Source organism: Alcaligenes sp. SORT26 (genome assembly GCF_017377875.1).
GTDB lineage: Bacteria > Pseudomonadota > Gammaproteobacteria > Burkholderiales > Burkholderiaceae_B > Alcaligenes > Alcaligenes parafaecalis.
The window spans coordinates 1,976,421-1,995,554 of sequence record NZ_CP070975.1 but is presented as its reverse complement, the minus strand read 5'-3'; the positions used below and the strand labels follow the sequence as shown (position 1 = coordinate 1,995,554).

Here is a 19,134-nt window from a genome sequence, read left to right as displayed (position 1 = left end):
TACGTATAATCAGATCTAATTGTATTGAATTCGTTAGAGGTGGCCTATGTTAGATCGTGAAGGCTACCGTCCTAATGTCGGAATTATCCTCGTTAATCGCAAGAACGAGGTTTTTTGGGGCAAGCGTATTCGGGAACATGCCTGGCAGTTCCCGCAAGGCGGTATCAAATACGGTGAAACACCCGTACAAGCGATGTACCGCGAACTGCATGAAGAAGTGGGCTTGCTGCCTGAGCATATCCGTATATTAGGCCGGACGCGAGATTGGCTTCGCTACAACGTGCCCAATCATTTTGTACGTCGGGAGGCGCGCGGCCATTACAAGGGTCAGAAACAAATCTGGTTCCTGTTGCGGCTGGTAGGGCGAGACAGTGATGTCTGCCTGCGTTCTTCCTCGACGCCGGAGTTTGATGCATGGCGTTGGAGTCAATATTGGGTGCCACTTGATTCAGTGATTGAGTTCAAGCGGGAAGTCTATCAGCAAGCGCTGAACGAGCTGTCGGATATTTTGTTCCGACGGCGTCAGGAAAATCGTTATTTACGTCAGCGCCTTCAAAGCGCAGTTGATGCCGATACCTTAGATAGCAGGGATCATGCGCATATTATTGGTTGAAGACGAGCGGGAAATGGCCGCATGGCTAGAGCGGGCTTTGGCGCAAAGTGGTTTTTTGCCCGATCCCGCTCACGATGCTCGTACAGCAGAAGTGTTGTTGGCGGCTCATGAGTATGATGCGGTCGTCATGGATTTGCGCCTGCCTGATAAACACGGGCTGGTGCTTTTGCGCGAGATGCGCGAACGCGGCGATCACACCCCGGTGCTGATCCTGACCGCTCAAGGTGCCTTGCAAGACCGCGTTCGCGGTCTGAATCTGGGTGCCGATGATTTCCTGACCAAACCCTTTGCCCTGGAAGAGCTGGAAGCTCGTCTGGCGGCACTGGTGCGACGCAGTCGTGGGCGCGTGACGCCTATGGTTAGCTGTGGCTCGCTGGAATACAACCCGGAAAGCCGAGCCTTTTTACTGGACAGTGCCATTGTTCACCTGACACCGCGTGAGCACGCGGCTTTGCTGGTGTTGATCAGCCGCTCAGGGATGCCAGTGGAAAAATCCCAGTTGTTCGCCCGTGTGTTCGAGCACGATAGCGACGCCAGCCCGGATGCCATCGAGGTCGTCTTGCACCGTTTGCGCAAGAAATTGGCCAATAGCGATGTGCATATCGTGACGGTGCGCGGCCTGGGCTATATGTTGGAAGTGCTTGAGGCGGAATCCGGCGTCGCATGACAGCTCCTTCTCCACCCCCCGCCAATGCCTGGCAAGGCAGTTTGCGCTTTTGGCTGCTGGTATTGCTGATACCGGGTGTGGTGGCCCTGCTGTTGTACGACAGTTGGGAAGACTATCTGGCCATGAACTCGGTCACGGAAAATGTCTATGACAGCGCCTTGCTGGAGCCGGCCAAGGTGCTGGAGACCAGTGTGGAATTCAACGCCGATGGCAGTTTACGTATTGACCCGCCTTTTTATGCCCAGGTCATGCTGGAGTCCCGGCCGGGCAATCGCAAATATTTCCGGGTCGAAGAAGTCACTCCTTTGGTGCGTAATCTGGGCGGCGCCGATGCCAAACAATTAAAAGGACGCACCTTGCTGGGCATGGAAGGGTTGCCGCGTCCTTCCAATCTGGCTGATCACGAAGGCGTTCCAGTTTTCTACGACTCTTTCTTTCGCAATGACACCGTGCGTATGGTGGCCTTGTGGCGCGACCTTCACTACAAGGGCCAGCACAGACAGGTCGTGGTGATGGTGGGTGAAAGCATGGATTTGCGCCTGCGTACTCAGCAGGAAGCCTGGCGCGAAGGCATTTTCCGCAATTTGCGCATGTTGCTGTTTGCCGTGTTGCTGGTCTGGTTTGCCGTCGCCTGGGCCTTGCGTCCTTTGCAGGCTTTGCGTCAGGAAGTGCGTAACCGCAGTGTGGATGATCTGCAGCCTTTGGACGAACGCGACGTACCGCGAGAGGTCGTGCCTTTGGTGCGTTCGGTCAATCACCATATTGAGTTGTACCGTTCCGTGCTGGATAGACAGGCTCAGTTCCTGGCCGATGCCTCGCATCAATTACGTACGCCTCTGGCCATTATTCATACTCAAGCCCAGTACGCCCGCCGTGAACCAGACATTGAACGCGTGCGTGAATCCTTGGGGGCGATTATCAAGCAGTTGGGGCAAGCTACCCGTCTGACTGAACAGTTGCTGGCCCTGGCCCACGCCAGTCATACCACCAGCATGAGCCAGGGGCAGGTTGATTTAGCCAGCCTTGGGCGCGAAGTGGTGTTGCAGTATTTACCTTTGGCGCGCGAGCATCGTCAGGACTTGGGCTGGATTGGACCGGGTGAAGAGGGCGAGCAAGCGCCTCTATGGGTTTATGCCAGCGATGCCGAGATTCATGAGTCCGTGTCCAACCTGATTCACAATGCCATCAACCACGCCGGGAGTGGCAGTGCGATTACGGTTTCTGCCGGGCAGGACGACAAGCAGGCCTGGATCAGCGTGACGGACAATGGCATGGGTCTGGCGGCCAGTTTGCGTGAAAGCGTGTTTGTACGGTTTGACCGCGGTGGCCCGGCGCGTAAAGGTGGGCGAGGTTCAGGTTCCGGGCTGGGCCTGGCCATTGCACTGGCCTATGCCGAGCGCAACGGTGGCACGATTGTGCTGACGGATGGCGAGCCCAACGATATGGGTGGTTATGGCCTGAAGGCGACCTTGCGTTTGCCGCTGCTCACCCCCGAATCACCTAAACCTGAACCTAACGCTTAATCAAGAGGCGTCGCTTGGGCGGGCTAGCAGGCTGAACAGACTGGAGATATCCAGATCCCGATGGCCTTGCTCTGCAATCTTCGCAAATTGTTCTTGAATCAAGCGGGTGCCCGGTAGCTGGGCACCGTTGCGCTGAGCCTCCTGCTGTACCAGGTCCAGATCTTTCAGCATCCAATTGACGGTAAAGCCGGGTTGAAAATCCCGAGCCAGCATCGTCGGGCCTTTGGTTTCCATTTGCCAGCTTCGGGCAGCCCCCTTGGTCAAGACCGAGAGCGCCTGTTCCATGTCCAGTCCAGCCCGCTCTCCAAATGCCATCGCTTCGGCCAAAGCCTGCAATAGGCCAACCACCGCAATCTGGTTCACCATCTTGCACAGTTGCCCCGATCCCAAGGGGCCCATCAAGGTGCAGGCCTGGGCATAGCTCATCATCAGGGGGCGGGCGCGCTCCATATCCTCTGTCTTGCCGCCGCACATAATGCTGAGCATGCCTTTTTGGGCACCTGCTTGTCCGCCAGAAATCGGGGCATCTATAAAGGCGACATTCTGATTGGCGGCCAGCGCTCCCAACTCTTGAGCAACTTCGGCGGAGGCTGTGGTGTGGTCGATAAAGAGACTTCCTGCCTTCATTCCCGCCAAAGCTCCGTCGGGACCAAGGAAAATAGCGCGCAGATCATCATCGTTGCCCACACAGGCCATCACGATGTCAGCTTGTGCGGCTGCCAGGGCTGGCGTGGCCGCCCATTCCTGTTTGAACTCTGCGCTCCATTGTTCTGCCTTGGCCTGATTGCGGTTGTATACCGTCACTTGATGACCGGCCTGGGCCAAATGTCCGGCCATTGGGTAGCCCATCACACCCAGACCAATGAACGCCACTTTTTGCGGGGCGAGGGATTCATAGGATTTTGGCTGAATCGAGGGGCTCATGGCGTTGGTCTCCGTAGGAATAATCGTGTCTGGGCCTACAGCTTAGCGCAGCTTTTTTAGTGTGATCTTTCCCAGCGTGAATAAGCGGCACCACGATTGAGGCTTGACGGCGTCAGGCCCCTCATGTTCTAAACCACACATAGATCTGTAATAAATGGAATGCGCCTGTCTGGATTATGATGGGCCCACATAATTTCCTAGCTAATTAACTGGAACGTGAACCTTATGACTACTTTTGACCGTCGTCGTTTCTTGAAGCTGGCAGGTGCCACTGGACTGGCCTCGATGAGCACCTCTTTGCCATGGGCGGCGTGGGCGGCAGACGCCGCTGTACTGGAAAAAGCAAAGGCTCAAGGCCAGGCTGTTTTCTACGCCAACATCACGGCGGTTGAGCCCATCATGAAGGCCTTGCAACAGGCGCAAGGCATTGAAGGCAAATACACCCGTATTTCCAGCTCCAAGTTCATCCCCACCATCCTGACCGAGTTCAATGCGGGCAAGCTGATGGCGGACGTGGTTCAGGCTCCCCTGCCCATGTTGCAACTGCTCAAAGAGCAGGGCGTGCTGATTCCTCATCAGTCCGAGGCCGTGCAGGGCTACCCCGAGTGGGCCATTCAAGACGATTCGATTATTCAATTTGGCATCGAATATGTGTCTTATATCTATAATACGGACCACCTCAAGGCCGAGGACGCTCCACAACGCTACGAAGATCTGGCCGATCCCAAGTGGAAAGACAAGATTGTGATGGCCAACCCGTCCAATCACCCCTCCACTATTGGCTGGTTGATTGGTCTGAAAGAAAAGGTCTTTAGCAGCGAAGAGCAGTGGCTGGACTTCCTGAAAGGTCTGGCAGCCAACAAGCCTATGTTTGTGGCTTCGTTTGGTCCAACACCGGCCCCTATTGAAAGTGGCGAGAAGCTGATTGCCATTTCCATGCCCAAGTACATCGTGACCAAGTCGCCTGCACCATTGGCCTGGGGCCCCATGTCGGGTCAGCCTTTGCTGGGTTCGCCACGAGCCATCGCCTTGACCAAGAACGCTCCGCATCCTGATGCAGCCCGTGTGTTCCTGGATTACTGGCTGGGCAATGAGGCCATGGGTATTTTGGCCAATAAGGTAGGCGAATATGTGTTGGCTCCCGGCGTACACCCACCGGTTGCTGGCATTGATAAAGCCAAGGTCGAGCCAATCCGCGACCTGAGCGACGAAGAACTGGTCCGTTGGGGCCGCGAATTCAGCCGTATCTTCGCCGTCCGTTAATCGGGACGACAAGAACGACAAGTTCGTCTAAAACGGGGCGCCTTGGCGCCTCGCCTCATTTTTACTGAAAACATCTACTCATTATGCAAATTGAAATTACCGGCCTAAGCAAGACCTATGTCTCAGAGGGCAAAACCTTCAAAGCTTTGGACAATATCAACCTGACGATTCCCGCTAATGAGTTTTTCACACTGTTAGGACCCAGCGGCTGCGGCAAAACCACGCTGCTGCGGTGCATTGTGGGTCTGGAAACCCCGGACGAGGGTGAAATTCGCATTGGGGACGAGATCGTCTGGTCCAGCGCCAAGAATATTGCTGTGCCGGTAGAAAAGCGCGGCCTGGGCATGGTGTTCCAGACCTATGCCATCTGGCCGCACATGACAGTGTTCGACAATATCGCTTACCCGCTGCAAGTGCGTGGCGAGCGCAAAGAGGTGATTCGTGAAAAAGTCGCGAATATCCTGAAGTTTGTGCAGTTGGAAGGGGTGGACCAGCGTTCTGCAACGCGCCTGTCCGGTGGCCAGCAACAGCGTGTTGCACTGGCACGAGCCCTGGTGGCCGAGCCTAAAGTTATTCTGTTTGACGAGCCGCTCAGTAACCTGGACGCCAAGCTGCGTGAAGAAACCCGTAAAGAACTGCGTGAGTTCCTGAGCCGTTTGGACATTACTGCTGTGTATGTGACGCACGATCGCGTCGAGGCACTGGCCTTGTCCAACTCCATCGCTGTGATGCGCGGTGGCAAGATTCTGGAAATTGGCACGCCAGAAAAAATTTACTTTGATGCCGATCACCGCTTTGTGGCGGACTTTATTGGTCGTGCCAACCAGATCAGTGCGAAAGTGCTGGAGCAGCGTGTGGATTCTACCATTGTGGAATGCGAGCTGGGTCAACTGCACTGCAAAAAGCGCGACCTGCCCGTGGGCACCGAAGTCACTCTGTGCATTCGTCCTGAATTTATTCGTGTCAGCAGTCAGTCCAGCGATGCGGGTCAGAATCTGTTCCACGGCCAGGTCCAGGCTTTGGAGTTCGTGGGTGAGTCCTACGAAGCTGAAGTCAATGTGGGTAAAGAGCAGCTCCTGGTGTGTATTGATCCAGACGTGAAGGTGAAAGGGGGCGATACCGTGCGCTTTAACCTGCACCCTGAACACTGCATGCTGTTGTCGGCATAAGGGCGGGGCATCATGAATCAAACTCGCAGACCACTTAGCTGGTCGCTTATTCTGATCGTCGGTTTTCTGACGCTGTGCCCGGTCCTGATGTTGCTGTTGGGCAGCTTCTCGCAGGGCCTGACCGCTTTTGGCTCTTTCACCACGGCCAAGTACGTAGCTGCCTATACCGACCCTTTCTTGCTGGAAGTCACCTTTAATACGGTGGTCTTCGTGCTGGGTTCGTCCCTGTTCTCCACCGCGCTGGCAGTTTTTCTGGCCTACCTGAATACGCGTACGAACATGCCCATGAAAGGGGTGTTCACGGTGCTGTCCATCGTACCCATGATGATTCCGCACTTGCTGTTCTCGGTAAGCTGGGCACTGCTGCTGAATCCGTCCAACGGCCTGATCAATATGTTCTTGCAGGACACCTTGGGTCTGCAGGAAGCGCCGCTGAACATTTACTCCCTGTGGGGCATGATTCTGGTCGAGGGCTTGTTGAACATGCCCGTGGCCTACCTGATCATTGCGCCCGCCATGGCCTCGTTTGACGTTTCCATGGAAGAGTCCTCCCGTGTGTTCGGGGGCGGTCTGTGGCGAACCTTGACGCGGGTGACCTTACCGATTTTGCGCCCAGCCATTATGGCGGCGTTCATTCTGGCAATTGTGCGGGCCCTGGCTTCCTACGCCGTGCCACGAGTTCTGGGTACGCCGGGTCGTGTGGATGTGCTGGCCACGTATCTGTTCGAGATGATCTCAACCGGCTTCGCGCCGGATTACGGAAAAGCGGCGGCGCTGGGCATGAGTGTATTGTCGGCCTCCATTGCCCTGATTGTGCTGTACCGCTACATGACGGCAGAAAGCAGCAAGTATGTGACGATCTCCAGCCGGGGGTTCAAGCCCACTCAACTGGAACTGCGTCGCGCCAAAATCCCGCTGTTCATCATCGTGGGCATTATCAGCTTGCTGATGGTGGTGCTGCCCGTGGCCGTGTTGCTCTACACCTCCATGATTCCGTACTCCATGGTGCCTAGCGCTCGTGCCTTCTCCTTGATGAGCTGGGCGAACTGGATTGATGTCATTCAAGACCCGATCTCCAAAGTCGCCATGAAGAACAGTCTGTTCCTGGCGGTGGTCGGGGCCAGTCTGGGTGTGCTGCTCTCGTTGTTTGTGGCCTATGTCGTGGTCAAGTTACGAACGCGGGCGGCGGCGCTGCTGGATACCTTGAGCTTCCTGTCCTTCTCCTTCCCGGGGATTGTGATTGGTATCGGTTTTATGTGGTTCTTCGTGCAAACGCCTTTGTATGCCACGCTGACAGCCTTGCTGCTTGCCTATATCGCGGCCTATCTGCCTTACGGTATCCGGCCTTTGTCGGCGGCTTTTGTGCAGGTGCATGCTCACCTGGAAGAGTCCTCTGCCGTTGCCGGGGCCAGTTCCTGGACGACCATGCGCCGCATCATTATTCCATTGCTGATTCCCGGTGTGGTGTCTGCATGGATTTTGATGGCCACCATGTTTATCCGTGAGTTGACCGTGTCCGTCGTGCTGTCCCGCCCTGGCACGGAAGTGCTGGCGGTGCAGGTGCTGGGCTATGCCGAAGATGGGTTGTGGGGCAAGCTCTCCGCACTGGGGATCATCATGATTCTGATCTCTACCGTGCTGGTGCTGCTGGCCATGTATATCGGTAACTTCTACAAACGTCGTCAAGGCACGATGTAAGTTGGGCTGATCTCAATGGCCTGAATTCCGCAAGGGATTCAGGCCATTGTTGTTTTTGCTCGTAGCAGACCGTATCTTGTCGCCATTCTGGCTGTTCGCTTGTGTAGTCACATACAGAGCAGACTGCTTCTGTTTATTAATTCGTAGAAAGCTATGACGCATAAATGCAAAGTTCTGGTCGTCGGTGGCGGCGTGATGGGAGCGTCGGTCGCCTGGCATCTGACTCAAGCGGGTGCTGCTGTGACCCTGATCGATCAAGGGCCGGGCAGCACGCCTAGTGCAACTTCCGCTTCTTTTGGATGGGTAGGAGCCAGCGCCAGCGCGCCCTCTGATGACCCTGACGCCTTTGCCTTGCGCCTGCATGCTCTGGAGGAGTTCAAACGTCTGGAGCAGGCTTTGGGGACCTTGCCTGTGACAGTGCGCGGAGCCTTGTCCTGGGGGGCGACGAAGAATGAGACAGCCGCCTCAATTGCTGAACATCTGGCAGCAGGCTCCAGGGTGGAAAGCTGGTCGGCTACGCAAGTGCGTCAAAAAGAACCGTCGCTGGCGGCTGTACCTGATTTGGCAATGTGGGCACCGGATGACTTCGCCTTGGAACCCGTGGATCTGGCCCGTTGCTTTATTCAGGCTGCACAAGTGGGCGGAGCCACGGTTCTGTCTGGCAAGGTGCAGTGTGTGCTGTCGGCAGGAGGGCGAGTTACCGGCGTAGAGATGCAGGGGCAAGCCATCTATGCCGACAAGGTGGTACTGGCTAATGCTTATGGAGCCTTGGCTTTGGCAGCCAGTGCAGGGGTAGCTCTGTCTATTGAGCAGCAGCCCGCCGTCTTGCTGCGTCTTGATGCTGATAGAACTCTGATCCGACATTTACTCTGTGCCCAGGACTTGGAGTTACGACCGGGCAAGGAAAGGGGATTGATGTCGGCGTTGGACTATCCCTTGGAAGGAAAAGCAGGTTTGCAAAGCTTGGCTGAAGAAACATGTCAGTCCATTGCCCAGTTGTTGAAACTGCCGTCTGTCCCGCGCGTATTGTCTATAGAAGTCGGGCAGCGCCCCATGACTTGCAACAAGCTTCCTTTATGCGGCCCCATTGGGAGTTTGGATGGCTTGTTTGCGGTCGTCGCCCATCCCGGTGTCATTCTGGCTCCCTTGTTGGGAAGGCAGTGCACACAAGCCGTTCTGGCTGCTTGATGTTTGCTTTTGGGGCGGATCTGTTCTGTCTTCAGAAGATTGAACTGTCTTGAAACCAAGCGGCAAAACCAGGCGACAAAGAAAAAGGCCTGATTTCGTGGAGAGACGAAATCAGGCCTTCTTGTTTACTGCGCCGGTTTGAATGCTCCCTTTCAGAGGGAGCTTTCAAACCAGAGGACTGGCTGTGTCTTAGTCCTCTTCCACAAAAGTGGCTTCGCGTTTCTTTTTCACCGAAGGCAAGGCAACGATCACGACCAGGAAGGCCGCCAACACCAACAAGGACAAAGACAGTGGGCGAGTCAGGAAGGTGGTGTAATCACCGCGAGACAAGAGCAGGGCACGACGGAAGTTTTCTTCCATCATCGGTCCCAGAACCAGACCCAGCAGCAATGGTGCACCTTCACAACGCAGCTTGGACCACACGTAGCCAACAAAACCAAAGGCAGCGGTAACCAAGATATCAAACACGTTGTAGTTCAGCGAGTACACACCGACCGTGCAGAACACCAGAATGGCAGGGAACAGAAGGCGGTAAGGCACTTTCAGCAGCTTCACCCACAGACCGACCAATGGCAGGTTCAGAATCACCAGCATCAGGTTACCGATCCACATGGAGGCAATCAGGCCCCAGAACAGCTCGGGGTGGCTGGTCATCACTTGTGGGCCGGGCTGAATGTTGTGGATGGTCATCGCACCAATCATCAGAGCCGTTACCGCGTTACCTGGAATACCCAAGGTCAGCAGCGGGATGAACGAAGTCTGGGCTGCTGCGTTGTTAGCCGACTCAGGGCCAGCCAGACCAGCAGGGTGACCTTTACCAAAGCGCTCAGGATTGCGGGAGATTTTCTTCTCCAGCGTGTAGGACGCAAAGGAAGACAACACCGCACCGCCACCGGGCAAGATACCCAGTACCGAACCCATGGCAGTACCACGGACAACAGCAGGCCAGGACTCTTTAAATTCCTGTTTGTTGGGATACAAAGAACCCACTTTGCCTGTGATCTCGACACGCTGGTCGCCCAGTTCCAGGTTGTTCATGATTTCAGAGAAACCAAACACACCCATGGCAACCACGGCAAAGTCGATACCGTCTTGCAGTTCTGGAATACCAAAGTCGTAACGGGCGACGCCGGAGTTCACGTCTGTACCGACCATACCCAGCAGCAGACCCAGCAAGATCATGCAGATGGCTTTAGGCAGGGAGCCGGAGGCCAGCACCACAGCGCCGACCAGACCTAAGACCATTAATGAGAAATACTCCGCAGGTCCAAACTTGAAGGCGACTTCAGCCAAAGGAGGCGCAAAGGCAGCCAGCAGCACGGTGGCCACACAACCAGCGAAGAAAGAACCCAGAGCAGCAATCGCCAAGGCCGCACCGGCCCGACCATTACGCGCCATCTGGTGGCCGTCCAGCACAGTTACCACCGCTGAGGTTTCCCCCGGCAAGGCGACCAGAATGGCCGTTGTGGACCCACCATACTGAGCGCCGTAGTAAATACCGGCCAACATGATCAGGCCAGCCACGGGAGGCAGCACATAGGTAATGGGCAGCAGCATGGCGATGGTAGGCACAGGGCCAATGCCAGGCAACACGCCAATCAGGGTGCCCAGTATGCAACCGAGCAGGGCGTAGGCCAGGTTCTCGGGCGTGATCGCCACGGAGAAACCCAGCATCAGGTTGTCAAATAATTCCATTTCCGTTCACCTCCAATCAGGCCAGAAAACTTGGCCACAAGGGGAACACCAGCCCCAGGCCCTTGATGAATGCCAACCAGACGAACAGCACCAGAAACACGGCTGCGCCCAGTGCAACAGGCCAGCTAAATTCATGGCTGGCAAAGCTGCTGATCAGAACAAGCAAGAAAATGGAAATGTAGACACCCAGAGAATTGAGCGTCAGACCACAAAGCACCACCGCGCCGATGATAACCAGGGCCACTTTCCAGTTAAACTTCTCTACTTCGGTTTCTTCCGCTTTGGCAGACATCGAATTGAATGTGACAACAGCCCCCAATAGAGCCAGGCATACCCCCAGCCAGAAAGGGAAGTAGCCTGGTCCCATGCGGGCAGCGGTTCCCATCGAGTAGCTGGTGGCTCCAAGCGCAAAAGCTGCGCCTATCACCACGAACATGATCCCGGACCAGAAGTCCTGTTTATTTTTAATTTGCATAAGGTGGATTCTCCTTGTCTGCCTTGCGCATTGGTTTTCCTTTTTCCTGTGTCAGCTTCTTTATGTTGGAGCTGAGCTCCACGCTCTGCCTGTGCCGACTGCATTGAACAGAGGTGACGCATGGTAATGGAGCACTTGAAGACTGGAAACCCTGACTTGACCCTAGTTTTTAAGGGTTTTCCCGGTAAATCGGGAAATTTAGGGTTTTTTGGGAGCGTGTTGGCTGGTCAATAGGATGCTTTGAAAGAAGTTTGAAAGGTAATGGAAAGATGGGTGAAAGGTTATCATTAGTATGAAATTCCTCTACCCAGTAACGCTAGCAATGGTTTACGATAAGGCCCATGTTGCAAGATCTCGACTTTCTCGCTGACCGTATCGGTCAACTGGTAGAGCAATCTCGTCAGCTAAACGCTGAACGCGCTCAATTATTAGCTCGTCTGAAAACTCAGGATGCCGAGCTGGACGCCTTGCGCCAGCAAAATCGACGTCAACAGGACGAGTTCGAGTCCCTGTCCACCGGTGTTGCTACCCATCAGCGTCAATTGGATGTGGTGCAGCAACAAGCACAAGCCGATCAGGCAGAACTGAAAAAACTGCTTGAGCAAGAACAAGCTCAAATCGTGGCTTTGCGCCGCGAGCTTGATAGTGCGCGTGCAGGCATGGGCGTGTTGCGCGATGTAGCAGGACAGGCTCGTGACCAGATCGGTTCGATCCTGATGCGTCTACCCGGTGCGGTACAGGAGTAAGTCATGGAACGAGTCGATATTTCCCTGTTGGGCCGCGAGTATTCTCTGGCATGCCCACCATCCGAAAAAGCGCGCTTGCTTGAAGCTGTCAAACTGGTTGATCAGCGCATGCAGTCCATCAAGGGCTCTGGCCGCGTCTCGGGGAACGAACGCATCGCTGTTATGGCTGCCATTCAGATCGCCAGCGAGTTTTTATCCGCTAAAGCACCTGATGGTCCACTGGCTAATGTTGCATTTGGCGATTTCAAGCGTAAAATTGAGGACATGCACGCAATGATTGACGATGTCATCGAACCTTCGGGTACTGCGCGCTAGACCAAATTTGAAAGCTGCCCCTTGTTGTTCCTCGCGGGCAGCTTCATCCCAGTAAGTCCCTGCCGTGTTCGTGACACGACCATACATTCCTTGAACCAATGCTTTTGGCATACAGGTTGTTGGATTAGCCAGTAGGAGCGATCGTCCTCGTCGACGAACCCGAAGCTGGCTTGATGACAGCCGATCTTGGACCCTCGGTTCCAGGATGCCGGTCTTGACGGCAATGGTGGGGCACCTACAAAAAAAGCCCGTCCACATCTGGACGGGCTTTTTTCTTTTCTGCAGATCTTCTTATCCCTGACTGCCGGGCGTCACACCCCGCTTGCTGGCATAAGCAAACAAAGCCAGTCCGGCCACAATCATGGGCAAGGACAACCACTGTCCCATCGACAAGCCCGCGCTCAGCAACCCCAGGTAGCCATCAGGTTCGCGGGTGTACTCCACCATGAAGCGGAAGAAACCATAGCCGATCAGGAACAGGGCACTGGTCTGGCCCACGGCACGTGGGCGGCGCGTAAACCACCACAGCAGGATAAACAGGGCGATGCCTTCCAGAGCCATCTCGTACAACTGCGAGGGGTGGCGGGGGATGGAGTCCACTTGCGGGAACACCATAGCCCAGGACACATCGCTAGGACGGCCCCACAGTTCACCGTTAATGAAATTACCCAGGCGGCCCACGGCCAGTCCCAGCGGAATCAAGGGAGCCAGGAAATCGCTGATTTCCAGAAAGCGCCGTTGTCGGTTCCGGGCAAATAGTGCAATCGTCACCAGGACGCCAATCAGGCCGCCATGAAAGGACATGCCACCTTGCCAGACATACAGAATTTCCAGCGGATGCGACAAGTAGTAGGCGGGCTGATAGAACAAGGTATAGCCAAGACGACCACCTGCTACCACGCCCAGGACGCAGTAAAAGATCAGGTCTTCCAGGTCTTTGCGTGTCAGCAGGGTATAGCCTGCGCGAATACGCGCCATGCCAGCCAGCCAGACCAGGCCAAAGCCGACCAGATACATCAAGCCATACCAGTGAATGGCAAGGGGACCAAGTTGTATGGCGACGGGATCAAACTGCGGATGAATTAACATGCGTGCCCATTACAGAGGTGAATAACAGATAATAGCGTGACTGCGAGCCCAGGCTAGGGCTGGGTAAATTGTAAGGGAAGGATCATGCTGCATTCAGTCTCTTGGGCCAGCCGTTTACCATTAGTAGTTTTTTATGGGTGGCTGATCTTTAATCCAGTCGCAAAGGCTGATACGGTAGCCTTGATGGAGACCGTACAGGCGCAGTGTTTGTCCTGTCATCAGATTGATCGTAAACGGGTGGGTCCTCCTTTTCGGGAGATCGCCCAACGCTATGCGCAAGGTCCGGTGCAGGAAACCCAGGCGTATTTGCAGCGACAAATTCAGCAGGGGAGCCGCGGAAACTGGGGAGCGATTCCCATGCCCGCTCAAAACCGGATTAGCGCCGAGCAGGCACAAGCGATTGCTGCCTGGTTGCTGAGTCTAGCCAATTCGTCAACAAAGGAGAATTCATGAAGGAAACAGCCATACTAGGTGGCGGATGCTTTTGGTGCACCGAAGGGATTTTCAAGGCCTTGCGAGGTGTGCAGTCGGTGGTGCCTGGGTATTGTGGTGGCCATATTGAGCATCCCACTTATGAACAGGTTTGCGGTAAGCAGACCGGCCACATTGAAGTGGTCAAAGTGGAGTTTGACCCTTCCGTCATTTCCTATCGGGATTTGCTGGAAGTGTTTTTCCTGACCCATGACCCCACCACGCCTGACCGTCAGGGGGCTGATCAAGGTCCGCAATACGCCTCTGCCATTTTTTGTCAGGATGAAGAGCAGCGACGCCAGGCCTTTGAGGTCATTGAAGAAATCAAGCCGCAATTTGACGCGCCTATCGTGACGCATGTGCTCGACAGCTCCCGATTCTGGGAAGCCGAGGACTATCACCACGATTATTTTGCGCTGCATCCCGAGCAGGCTTATTGCCAGATGGTGATCGCGCCCAAGCTCAAGAAGTTCTATCAGCGCTTTCAGGATTTGCTGATTAAAAGCTAAAGCGGCTCACGTGTGGGTAGCAGGAGCAAGGTAGCGTCTGTACAGGGCGCTACCTGGTAATGTCAGCCGGGCCATCAGGCCAATAACCAGCAAAGTCAGAACAAGTCGGCCCACCAGAGCCACCCAGATGTTGGCACCCAGAGCCAGAATAAGAATGGTGTCTTCAATCAGGGAATGGCTTAAAGACAGCCAGGACAAAGCCAGCAGACGTGTTCGGGGACTGTAATTTTGCTGGCGGGACTCATCAATAATCAAAGCGCCGCCATAGCTTAGACCCAGCAATACGCCAATCGTGGTTGTGGGGGCAACGCGCTCTTCCAGGCCGGAAAACCGCAGCAAGGGTAGCAGCAGCCGGGTCAACACACGGGTGAAGCCTATCTTGTCCAGCACAGATAAAATCAGCAACAAGCCCAGGATAATGAGCCAGGTCATCAGCAGAGAGCTGGCTGTGCCCCAAAACCAATCTATCCAGCCTTGCCAGCCACCTTGCGTGGCATTTGACTGCCCATACAGCCAGGCCAGGGATACAGGTTCTTGCAGCAGTCCGGCGCTGTTCAGGCCCCAGGCCAACAGAGCGCCGTAGAGCAAGGCACAAATAATGCGTAGAGCCGCTGTAAACCAGAAACTGGCTCCGGCTTTACGCACAATGGCTTGCTCCATGGGCATATTGTGCGCAAACAGCATCATGGTGCCCAGGACGCTGATCTGGGCGACATTGAAACTCAAGCTGTCGCCCAAGGCTGCCATGGAGCCTATGCCTGCATAAATTCCGGCCAAGGCGGTGGTCGCCCAAACAATCCCGGCTTCGGCAGGTAACCCGACCAAGGCCATGACAGGGCCAATCAACTTCCCGGCTTGCTCAATCAAACCCAACTGCGCAGCAATACGCACCGCGATCATGATGGGGATCATGATGCGTGCAACGGTATAGAACATGCGCAGACTGCGGATCAGCGTGGTGCGTAGGAAATTCAGCATGACAGCGGGAGCAGTGAAAATTTGACTGATGCTAGCACGGCAAGCAGACAGTTTTGGTGTGCTGTGGCTCCTGTCCAACTGAAGAGCAGGGGGCGTCGTGTCCTGGTCTTTTTACTGCTATGGGGCGGGTGTGTTTAGATCGCCTATAAAAAAGCCCCTGATCTTGAAACCTTGTGCAGCATACAGAAGTCGCTGCCAAAGTTTTGTGAATCAGGGGCGTTTCAGGCCTGGTGGCCGGGTGACTTATCGACCCGAGCAGTGACCGCCACTGGCGGCTTGTCCACTACCCCAGGCAATGGGGGCGGGTTCAGGACGGTAGGGATAGTCTTGCAGACTGTCCATGACAACCAACAAGACAACGACCAGCCAGAAGGTACTGGTAATAAGGCGGAAAGTAGTTTTGCTCATGGTGGCGCCACTCAAGGGTTAACGCGGCGACGAATACGCACGCCTATGATGGACCCGGCAAAGGCCAGTGCAAACCAGACCCAGCCATGTATGCTGGCCGAGGCAATGCCTCCCAGGAATGCGCCCACATTACATCCAAAGGCCATACGGGCACTGTAGCCCATGACCAGACCCGCAATCGCGCCTACCCATAAAGTGCGAGCATTGGGCGATTTGAAATTGGCAGGATGGTTCCAGCGTGAGGCGGCCATGGCACCCAGAATCAAACCGAAGTTGGTGACGGAGGTAACGTCGGCCAAAACAGGTTCTGCCAGACGTTGTGCATGGGGAGCAACCCCCCAGAATGCGTCGCCAACCGGTGTCCAGCCCAAGGCGGAGAATACTTTGGCGCCCCACAGGCCAATACCGTAGACGATACCCCAAGGCTGGCCTGCAACGATCATGTGAATGGCGTACAGCACGGCCAGCAGCAAGGCGCCCATCCACCAGCGCATTTCCCATTTGGCGGGTGTGCCGTTGTGCTCTTTTTGATGGCGACGTGCACCTCGGCCTACGAACCAGGACACGGCGGCGCAGCCCAGTACGGTAATCAGCAAGGCGGTGGGCCAGCCCAAGGAGACGGTCAGGTCGATAGCGGGTAAACCGCCCAACGCAATCCAGCCGGGTTGATGCGATGCACCCAAAAAGCTGCCAATCGCGAAAGTAGGCAAGACGGCGAATGAGATCGGTGCACCAGCGCCTGCTTTATACAAGGTCCCGGAGCCGCAACCGTCGGCCAGCTGCATGGCGGCGCCAAACAGGAAGGCTCCCAGCACCAGGCTGATGGTCAAGGGGGCAATTGCGCCTACCAGCTCGCCACCACTATCGGCAATCAAGGGCAGGGTGAAGGCGGCGGCCAATACTAGCAAGAGCATTTGTGCCCAGATTCCTTGAGGGTCGCGACGCTCGATATAGTTGCGCCAACCGGTGGTAAAGCCAAAGCGGGCACCTTGCAGTACCGCGCCAAAGCCAATCCCCAAAAGGGCCAGCAGCCCTTGGCGCAGGCCACCTACCAGCGCGACCCCAACAATCAGGGCCAGGCTGGCCAGGATAAAGCCCAGTCTAGTCAGATAAAGCATGGTCGATTTCTTTAGTTAATGGCGCGCTTGGCATCGAGCTTCAAAACCTCGAAGCGGGAGGGCTGATTATCCATGGGCAAGCTGCTGCGGCTCCATTCCACGACGGACTCGGGGTAGAGCTTCACATTGGGGTTGCCTGCCAGTTCGGAGAGGACAAACCAGTTGGTGGCAGCCCAGTGGCCGGTATTGCAGAACGAAACGGTGGGTTTGTCGTCTAGGCCTTGTTCTTTGACGATCTTGACGAGTTCGCCCGTGTCTTTCAGGACGGGCTTGTCGCTGCGAAAGAAGCTGTTGAAGTCCAGTTCGCGTGCGCCGGGCAAGGTGCCATAGCGGGCGGCGGCGTCAACACGCTTTTCGCCTTTGAAAAACTCGGTGGGGCGAGCGTCCAGCAAGACGGGGGCTTGGCCGTTCTTGATGTAGTCAGCTACTTCTTGTGTGCTGACCACCATGTCTTTGTTGTAGTGGTAGCTGAATTCTGTAGGGGGGACGCTTGGGGCGTCTTTGCTCAAGGGTTTGCTTTCGGCTTCCCAGGCTTGCAGGCCACCGTCCAGAATGGATAGCTGTGTCAGACCGCCTGCTTTCAATGTCCAGTACACGCGGGCGGCGGCACCGAAGTCGGTGGGGTTTGCACCTGCGTAGGTCACGACAACGTAGCTGTCTTTGGAAATGCCTGCTTTGCTGAACAATGCGGATAGGTCGGCTTCCGAGCGCAAGGCTCCGGCGTTTTCGGCTGGGCCGCGATAGGCGCCATAGGGAGTATGGACTGCACCAGGTACGTGGCCTGCTGCATATTCTTTGTCTGTGCGGATATCCAGAATACGCAGATTGCTCTGGTCCAGCTTGGTGGCCAGGTCTGCAGCCGAGATCAGAGCCGCTGGCTTGGCGGCTGTTTCGGGTGCGCTTGGCTCTGCGGAGACAGTCGGTGCCAGGACCGAGCTGAATGCAAATGCCAAGGAGATGAGGATAGGTTTGATCATTATTACTCTCTTGAGTAAGCAGGGGCCTGCTTAGAGGATTAAGTGCATAAGGAATGGTAATGAACGTGGCTACAGAAAATAACAATGAATTGGGGATTAGCTTATTGCTTGTGGGCGTAAAGGGAAGGGGGCTATCTCTATAGAGTAGATGGGAGGGGCTTTGTTTGCAGCTCTGCATTGGGTGGGCTTGTGCCGCTCTGGCTGTGTGTTTCTGGCTGCGTGTCTCTATGAGGTCAGTGTGTCATTAGTCTCTATATAGAGTGAGCGTATCTATATATAGAGAGAGTAGAGTCGCAATGATGAATGGCTCCTCTATATAGAGAGAGAGGCGTTCATTGCTCCAGCCGCTCTATGTAGGTCGCCACTCGAAGCCCCGGGACAGGGGATTGGGGCGGACGACTTGCCGGCGCGTTGCGCCGGTCCCCTTGTCGGAGTCACAATCGGGGCGCAGTCTGAACTCGCCCAGTGATTGGTCCCCCGGACCAATCACAAGCGTTGGGCTCAAACAGCAGACTGCTTGCATCCCCGATTGTGACTCTGACAAGGCAAGTCGTCTGACTCGCCCCAACCCCCTGTCCCGGAGCCTCGAGCGGCTAACAGCCCTGCATAACACTCGATCTTGGAGGCCATTCAACTCTATATCTATATAGAGACACTCTTGGTTGGGGGGAAGGGCTGATGCAGTGTTCTTGCTGGCGTTTCTTTGTTGGCTCTCCATGTCTCCATTTTTTCTTCTCATCATTTCCTTATTTCGCAAGCAAGCAAGCAAGCAAGCAAGCAAGCAAGCAAGCAAGCAAGCAAGCAAGCAAGCAAGCAAGCAAGCAAGCAAGCAAGCAAGCAAGCAAGCAAGCAAGTAAGCAAGTAAGCAAGTAAGCAAGTAAGCAAGTAAGCAAGTAAGCAAGTAAGCAAGTAAGCAAGTAAGCAAGTAAGCAAGTAAGCAAGTAAGCAAGTAAGCAAGTAAGCAAGTAAGCAAGTAAGCAAGTAAGCAAGTAAGCAAGTAAGCACAGGGACTGCTGACTGGTGACTAGTGTTGGCGGTGTTTTCGCTTCTTCTCTATATAGAGAGGGGAAATGCTGAGCGGCTGGAGAATATCTGGCTATTCTTTGCGAGAAAATAGCTGATTAGCTTAGGATTTGCGTCTGAGGACGGGTAGGCTCACTACCAGGACAAAAAATCCAAAATTAATCTAAAAATTATTTTTATAGTTATTGTTCATAGTTATCAATGTTCTACGGCGTTTTACGGGGTTTCCTTTCCTCAAATGCTAAGAAAAATGGCAAAGAAGGCTTGCACGTCTGAAAATCATCG

19 protein-coding genes and 1 other RNA gene are annotated in these 19,134 nt (G+C 55.0%); 12 read left to right on the top strand and 8 right to left on the bottom strand.

Going from position 1 to position 19,134, the window contains the following annotated elements:
- The first annotated feature begins 46 nt into the window (after nt 1-46).
- Genes JYG33_RS09240 through JYG33_RS09230 form a run of 3 tightly spaced genes read left to right on the top strand, consistent with a single transcriptional unit; the run spans nt 47 to nt 2,803 of the window.
- Nucleotides 47-613 carry an RNA pyrophosphohydrolase gene (locus JYG33_RS09240; RefSeq protein WP_009454891.1) on the top strand — a complete coding sequence of 189 codons (567 nt, stop codon included), beginning with the start codon at nt 47-49 and terminating at the stop codon, nt 611-613.
- The gene (locus JYG33_RS09235) at nt 594-1,280 is read left to right on the top strand and encodes a response regulator (protein WP_207875632.1); all 687 of its coding nucleotides are present in this window, start codon (nt 594-596) and stop codon (nt 1,278-1,280) included. The genes JYG33_RS09240 and JYG33_RS09235 overlap by 20 nt, the downstream gene beginning before the upstream one ends.
- Nucleotides 1,277-2,803 (top strand): sensor histidine kinase, encoded by a 1,527-nt coding sequence (locus JYG33_RS09230; RefSeq protein WP_207875631.1) that lies wholly within the window; start codon nt 1,277-1,279, stop codon nt 2,801-2,803. Before JYG33_RS09235 ends, JYG33_RS09230 begins: the two co-directional genes overlap by 4 nt.
- Here the strand turns inward: JYG33_RS09230 and JYG33_RS09225 are convergent, their stop codons facing one another.
- Nucleotides 2,804-3,727, bottom strand: a complete 924-nt coding sequence (locus JYG33_RS09225; RefSeq protein WP_207875630.1) for an NAD(P)-dependent oxidoreductase — start codon at nt 3,725-3,727, stop codon at nt 2,804-2,806. It abuts the gene before it with no gap.
- A gap of 225 nt (nt 3,728-3,952) precedes the next feature.
- On the opposite strand from JYG33_RS09225, the gene JYG33_RS09220 reads away from it, so the two are divergent.
- The 4 genes from JYG33_RS09220 to JYG33_RS09205 all read left to right on the top strand — a co-directional run bounded on the left by JYG33_RS09220 (nt 3,953) and on the right by JYG33_RS09205 (nt 9,045).
- Nucleotides 3,953-4,990 carry an extracellular solute-binding protein gene (locus JYG33_RS09220; protein WP_207875629.1) on the top strand — a complete coding sequence of 346 codons (1,038 nt, stop codon included), beginning with the start codon at nt 3,953-3,955 and terminating at the stop codon, nt 4,988-4,990.
- An 83-nt stretch (nt 4,991-5,073) separates the two neighbouring features.
- Nucleotides 5,074-6,159 carry an ABC transporter ATP-binding protein gene (locus JYG33_RS09215; RefSeq protein ID WP_207875628.1) on the top strand — a complete coding sequence of 362 codons (1,086 nt, stop codon included), beginning with the start codon at nt 5,074-5,076 and terminating at the stop codon, nt 6,157-6,159.
- Nucleotides 6,160-6,171: 12 nt separating this feature from the next.
- Nucleotides 6,172-7,857 (top strand): iron ABC transporter permease, encoded by a 1,686-nt coding sequence (locus JYG33_RS09210; protein ID WP_207875627.1) that lies wholly within the window; start codon nt 6,172-6,174, stop codon nt 7,855-7,857.
- Nucleotides 7,858-8,010: 153 nt separating this feature from the next.
- Nucleotides 8,011-9,045 (top strand): FAD-dependent oxidoreductase, encoded by a 1,035-nt coding sequence (locus JYG33_RS09205; RefSeq protein WP_207875626.1) that lies wholly within the window; start codon nt 8,011-8,013, stop codon nt 9,043-9,045.
- Between the two features lie 189 nt (nt 9,046-9,234).
- On the opposite strand, the gene JYG33_RS09200 is transcribed toward JYG33_RS09205, so the two are convergent.
- Entirely contained in the window at nt 9,235-10,740 is a 1,506-nt protein-coding gene (locus JYG33_RS09200; protein WP_207875625.1) for a tripartite tricarboxylate transporter permease, read from the bottom strand.
- 16 nt (nt 10,741-10,756) lie between these two features.
- The gene (locus tag JYG33_RS09195; protein ID WP_207875624.1) at nt 10,757-11,215 is read right to left on the bottom strand and encodes a tripartite tricarboxylate transporter TctB family protein; all 459 of its coding nucleotides are present in this window, start codon (nt 11,213-11,215) and stop codon (nt 10,757-10,759) included.
- Nucleotides 11,216-11,556: 341 nt separating this feature from the next.
- Between JYG33_RS09195 and JYG33_RS09190 the strand changes: the two genes are divergently transcribed.
- The 3 genes from JYG33_RS09190 (at nt 11,557) to ssrS (ending at nt 12,513) form a co-directional block, all read left to right on the top strand.
- Nucleotides 11,557-11,961: a hypothetical protein gene (locus JYG33_RS09190; RefSeq protein ID WP_207875623.1), complete on the top strand. Its 405-nt coding sequence runs from the start codon at nt 11,557-11,559 to the stop codon at nt 11,959-11,961.
- Between the two features lie 3 nt (nt 11,962-11,964).
- Nucleotides 11,965-12,276 carry a cell division protein ZapA gene (locus JYG33_RS09185; RefSeq protein ID WP_207875622.1) on the top strand — a complete coding sequence of 104 codons (312 nt, stop codon included), beginning with the start codon at nt 11,965-11,967 and terminating at the stop codon, nt 12,274-12,276.
- 53 nt (nt 12,277-12,329) lie between these two features.
- Nucleotides 12,330-12,513, top strand: a non-coding RNA gene (ssrS, locus tag JYG33_RS09180) — 6S RNA.
- A gap of 54 nt (nt 12,514-12,567) precedes the next feature.
- Here ssrS and lgt read toward each other — a convergent pair.
- Nucleotides 12,568-13,365: a prolipoprotein diacylglyceryl transferase gene (lgt, locus tag JYG33_RS09175; protein ID WP_207875621.1), complete on the bottom strand. Its 798-nt coding sequence runs from the start codon at nt 13,363-13,365 to the stop codon at nt 12,568-12,570.
- 84 nt (nt 13,366-13,449) lie between these two features.
- On the opposite strand from lgt, the gene JYG33_RS09170 reads away from it, so the two are divergent.
- Together JYG33_RS09170 and msrA are read left to right on the top strand one after the other, a co-directional pair.
- A complete protein-coding gene (locus JYG33_RS09170) occupies nt 13,450-13,818 on the top strand; it encodes a c-type cytochrome (protein WP_243430320.1) in 369 nt (122 codons plus the stop codon).
- Nucleotides 13,815-14,345, top strand: coding sequence for a peptide-methionine (S)-S-oxide reductase MsrA (gene msrA, locus JYG33_RS09165; RefSeq protein WP_207875620.1), 531 nt, complete (start codon nt 13,815-13,817; stop codon nt 14,343-14,345). Before JYG33_RS09170 ends, msrA begins: the two co-directional genes overlap by 4 nt.
- 6 nt (nt 14,346-14,351) lie before the next feature.
- On the opposite strand, the gene JYG33_RS09160 is transcribed toward msrA, so the two are convergent.
- The 4 genes from JYG33_RS09160 to JYG33_RS09145 all read right to left on the bottom strand — a co-directional run bounded on the left by JYG33_RS09160 (nt 14,352) and on the right by JYG33_RS09145 (nt 17,826).
- Nucleotides 14,352-15,323 (bottom strand): hypothetical protein, encoded by a 972-nt coding sequence (locus JYG33_RS09160; protein ID WP_207875619.1) that lies wholly within the window; start codon nt 15,321-15,323, stop codon nt 14,352-14,354.
- 243 nt (nt 15,324-15,566) lie between these two features.
- Nucleotides 15,567-15,731, bottom strand: a complete 165-nt coding sequence (locus JYG33_RS09155; RefSeq protein WP_009454924.1) for a hypothetical protein — start codon at nt 15,729-15,731, stop codon at nt 15,567-15,569.
- Between the two features lie 11 nt (nt 15,732-15,742).
- Nucleotides 15,743-16,849 carry a YeeE/YedE family protein gene (locus JYG33_RS09150; protein ID WP_207875618.1) on the bottom strand — a complete coding sequence of 369 codons (1,107 nt, stop codon included), beginning with the start codon at nt 16,847-16,849 and terminating at the stop codon, nt 15,743-15,745.
- An 11-nt stretch (nt 16,850-16,860) separates the two neighbouring features.
- A complete protein-coding gene (locus JYG33_RS09145; RefSeq protein ID WP_207875617.1) occupies nt 16,861-17,826 on the bottom strand; it encodes a rhodanese-like domain-containing protein in 966 nt (321 codons plus the stop codon).
- Nucleotides 17,827-19,134 lie beyond the last annotated feature (1,308 nt).

Bases quoted from the DNA above. Each gene is read 5' to 3' on its own strand.
- JYG33_RS09240 (WP_009454891.1), top strand. From the start codon at position 47: ATGTTAGATCGTGAAGGCTACCGTCCTAATGTCGGAATTATCCTCGTT.
- JYG33_RS09235 (WP_207875632.1), top strand. From the start codon at position 594: ATGCGCATATTATTGGTTGAAGACGAGCGGGAAATGGCCGCATGGCTA.
- JYG33_RS09230 (WP_207875631.1), top strand. From the start codon at position 1,277: ATGACAGCTCCTTCTCCACCCCCCGCCAATGCCTGGCAAGGCAGTTTG.
- JYG33_RS09225 (WP_207875630.1), bottom strand. From the start codon at position 3,727: ATGAGCCCCTCGATTCAGCCAAAATCCTATGAATCCCTCGCCCCGCAA.
- JYG33_RS09220 (WP_207875629.1), top strand. From the start codon at position 3,953: ATGACTACTTTTGACCGTCGTCGTTTCTTGAAGCTGGCAGGTGCCACT.
- JYG33_RS09215 (WP_207875628.1), top strand. From the start codon at position 5,074: ATGCAAATTGAAATTACCGGCCTAAGCAAGACCTATGTCTCAGAGGGC.
- JYG33_RS09210 (WP_207875627.1), top strand. From the start codon at position 6,172: ATGAATCAAACTCGCAGACCACTTAGCTGGTCGCTTATTCTGATCGTC.
- JYG33_RS09205 (WP_207875626.1), top strand. From the start codon at position 8,011: ATGACGCATAAATGCAAAGTTCTGGTCGTCGGTGGCGGCGTGATGGGA.
- JYG33_RS09200 (WP_207875625.1), bottom strand. From the start codon at position 10,740: ATGGAATTATTTGACAACCTGATGCTGGGTTTCTCCGTGGCGATCACG.
- JYG33_RS09195 (WP_207875624.1), bottom strand. From the start codon at position 11,215: ATGCAAATTAAAAATAAACAGGACTTCTGGTCCGGGATCATGTTCGTG.
- JYG33_RS09190 (WP_207875623.1), top strand. From the start codon at position 11,557: ATGTTGCAAGATCTCGACTTTCTCGCTGACCGTATCGGTCAACTGGTA.
- JYG33_RS09185 (WP_207875622.1), top strand. From the start codon at position 11,965: ATGGAACGAGTCGATATTTCCCTGTTGGGCCGCGAGTATTCTCTGGCA.
- lgt (WP_207875621.1), bottom strand. From the start codon at position 13,365: ATGTTAATTCATCCGCAGTTTGATCCCGTCGCCATACAACTTGGTCCC.
- JYG33_RS09170 (WP_243430320.1), top strand. From the start codon at position 13,450: ATGCTGCATTCAGTCTCTTGGGCCAGCCGTTTACCATTAGTAGTTTTT.
- msrA (WP_207875620.1), top strand. From the start codon at position 13,815: ATGAAGGAAACAGCCATACTAGGTGGCGGATGCTTTTGGTGCACCGAA.
- JYG33_RS09160 (WP_207875619.1), bottom strand. From the start codon at position 15,323: ATGCTGAATTTCCTACGCACCACGCTGATCCGCAGTCTGCGCATGTTC.
- JYG33_RS09155 (WP_009454924.1), bottom strand. From the start codon at position 15,731: ATGAGCAAAACTACTTTCCGCCTTATTACCAGTACCTTCTGGCTGGTC.
- JYG33_RS09150 (WP_207875618.1), bottom strand. From the start codon at position 16,849: ATGCTTTATCTGACTAGACTGGGCTTTATCCTGGCCAGCCTGGCCCTG.
- JYG33_RS09145 (WP_207875617.1), bottom strand. From the start codon at position 17,826: ATGATCAAACCTATCCTCATCTCCTTGGCATTTGCATTCAGCTCGGTC.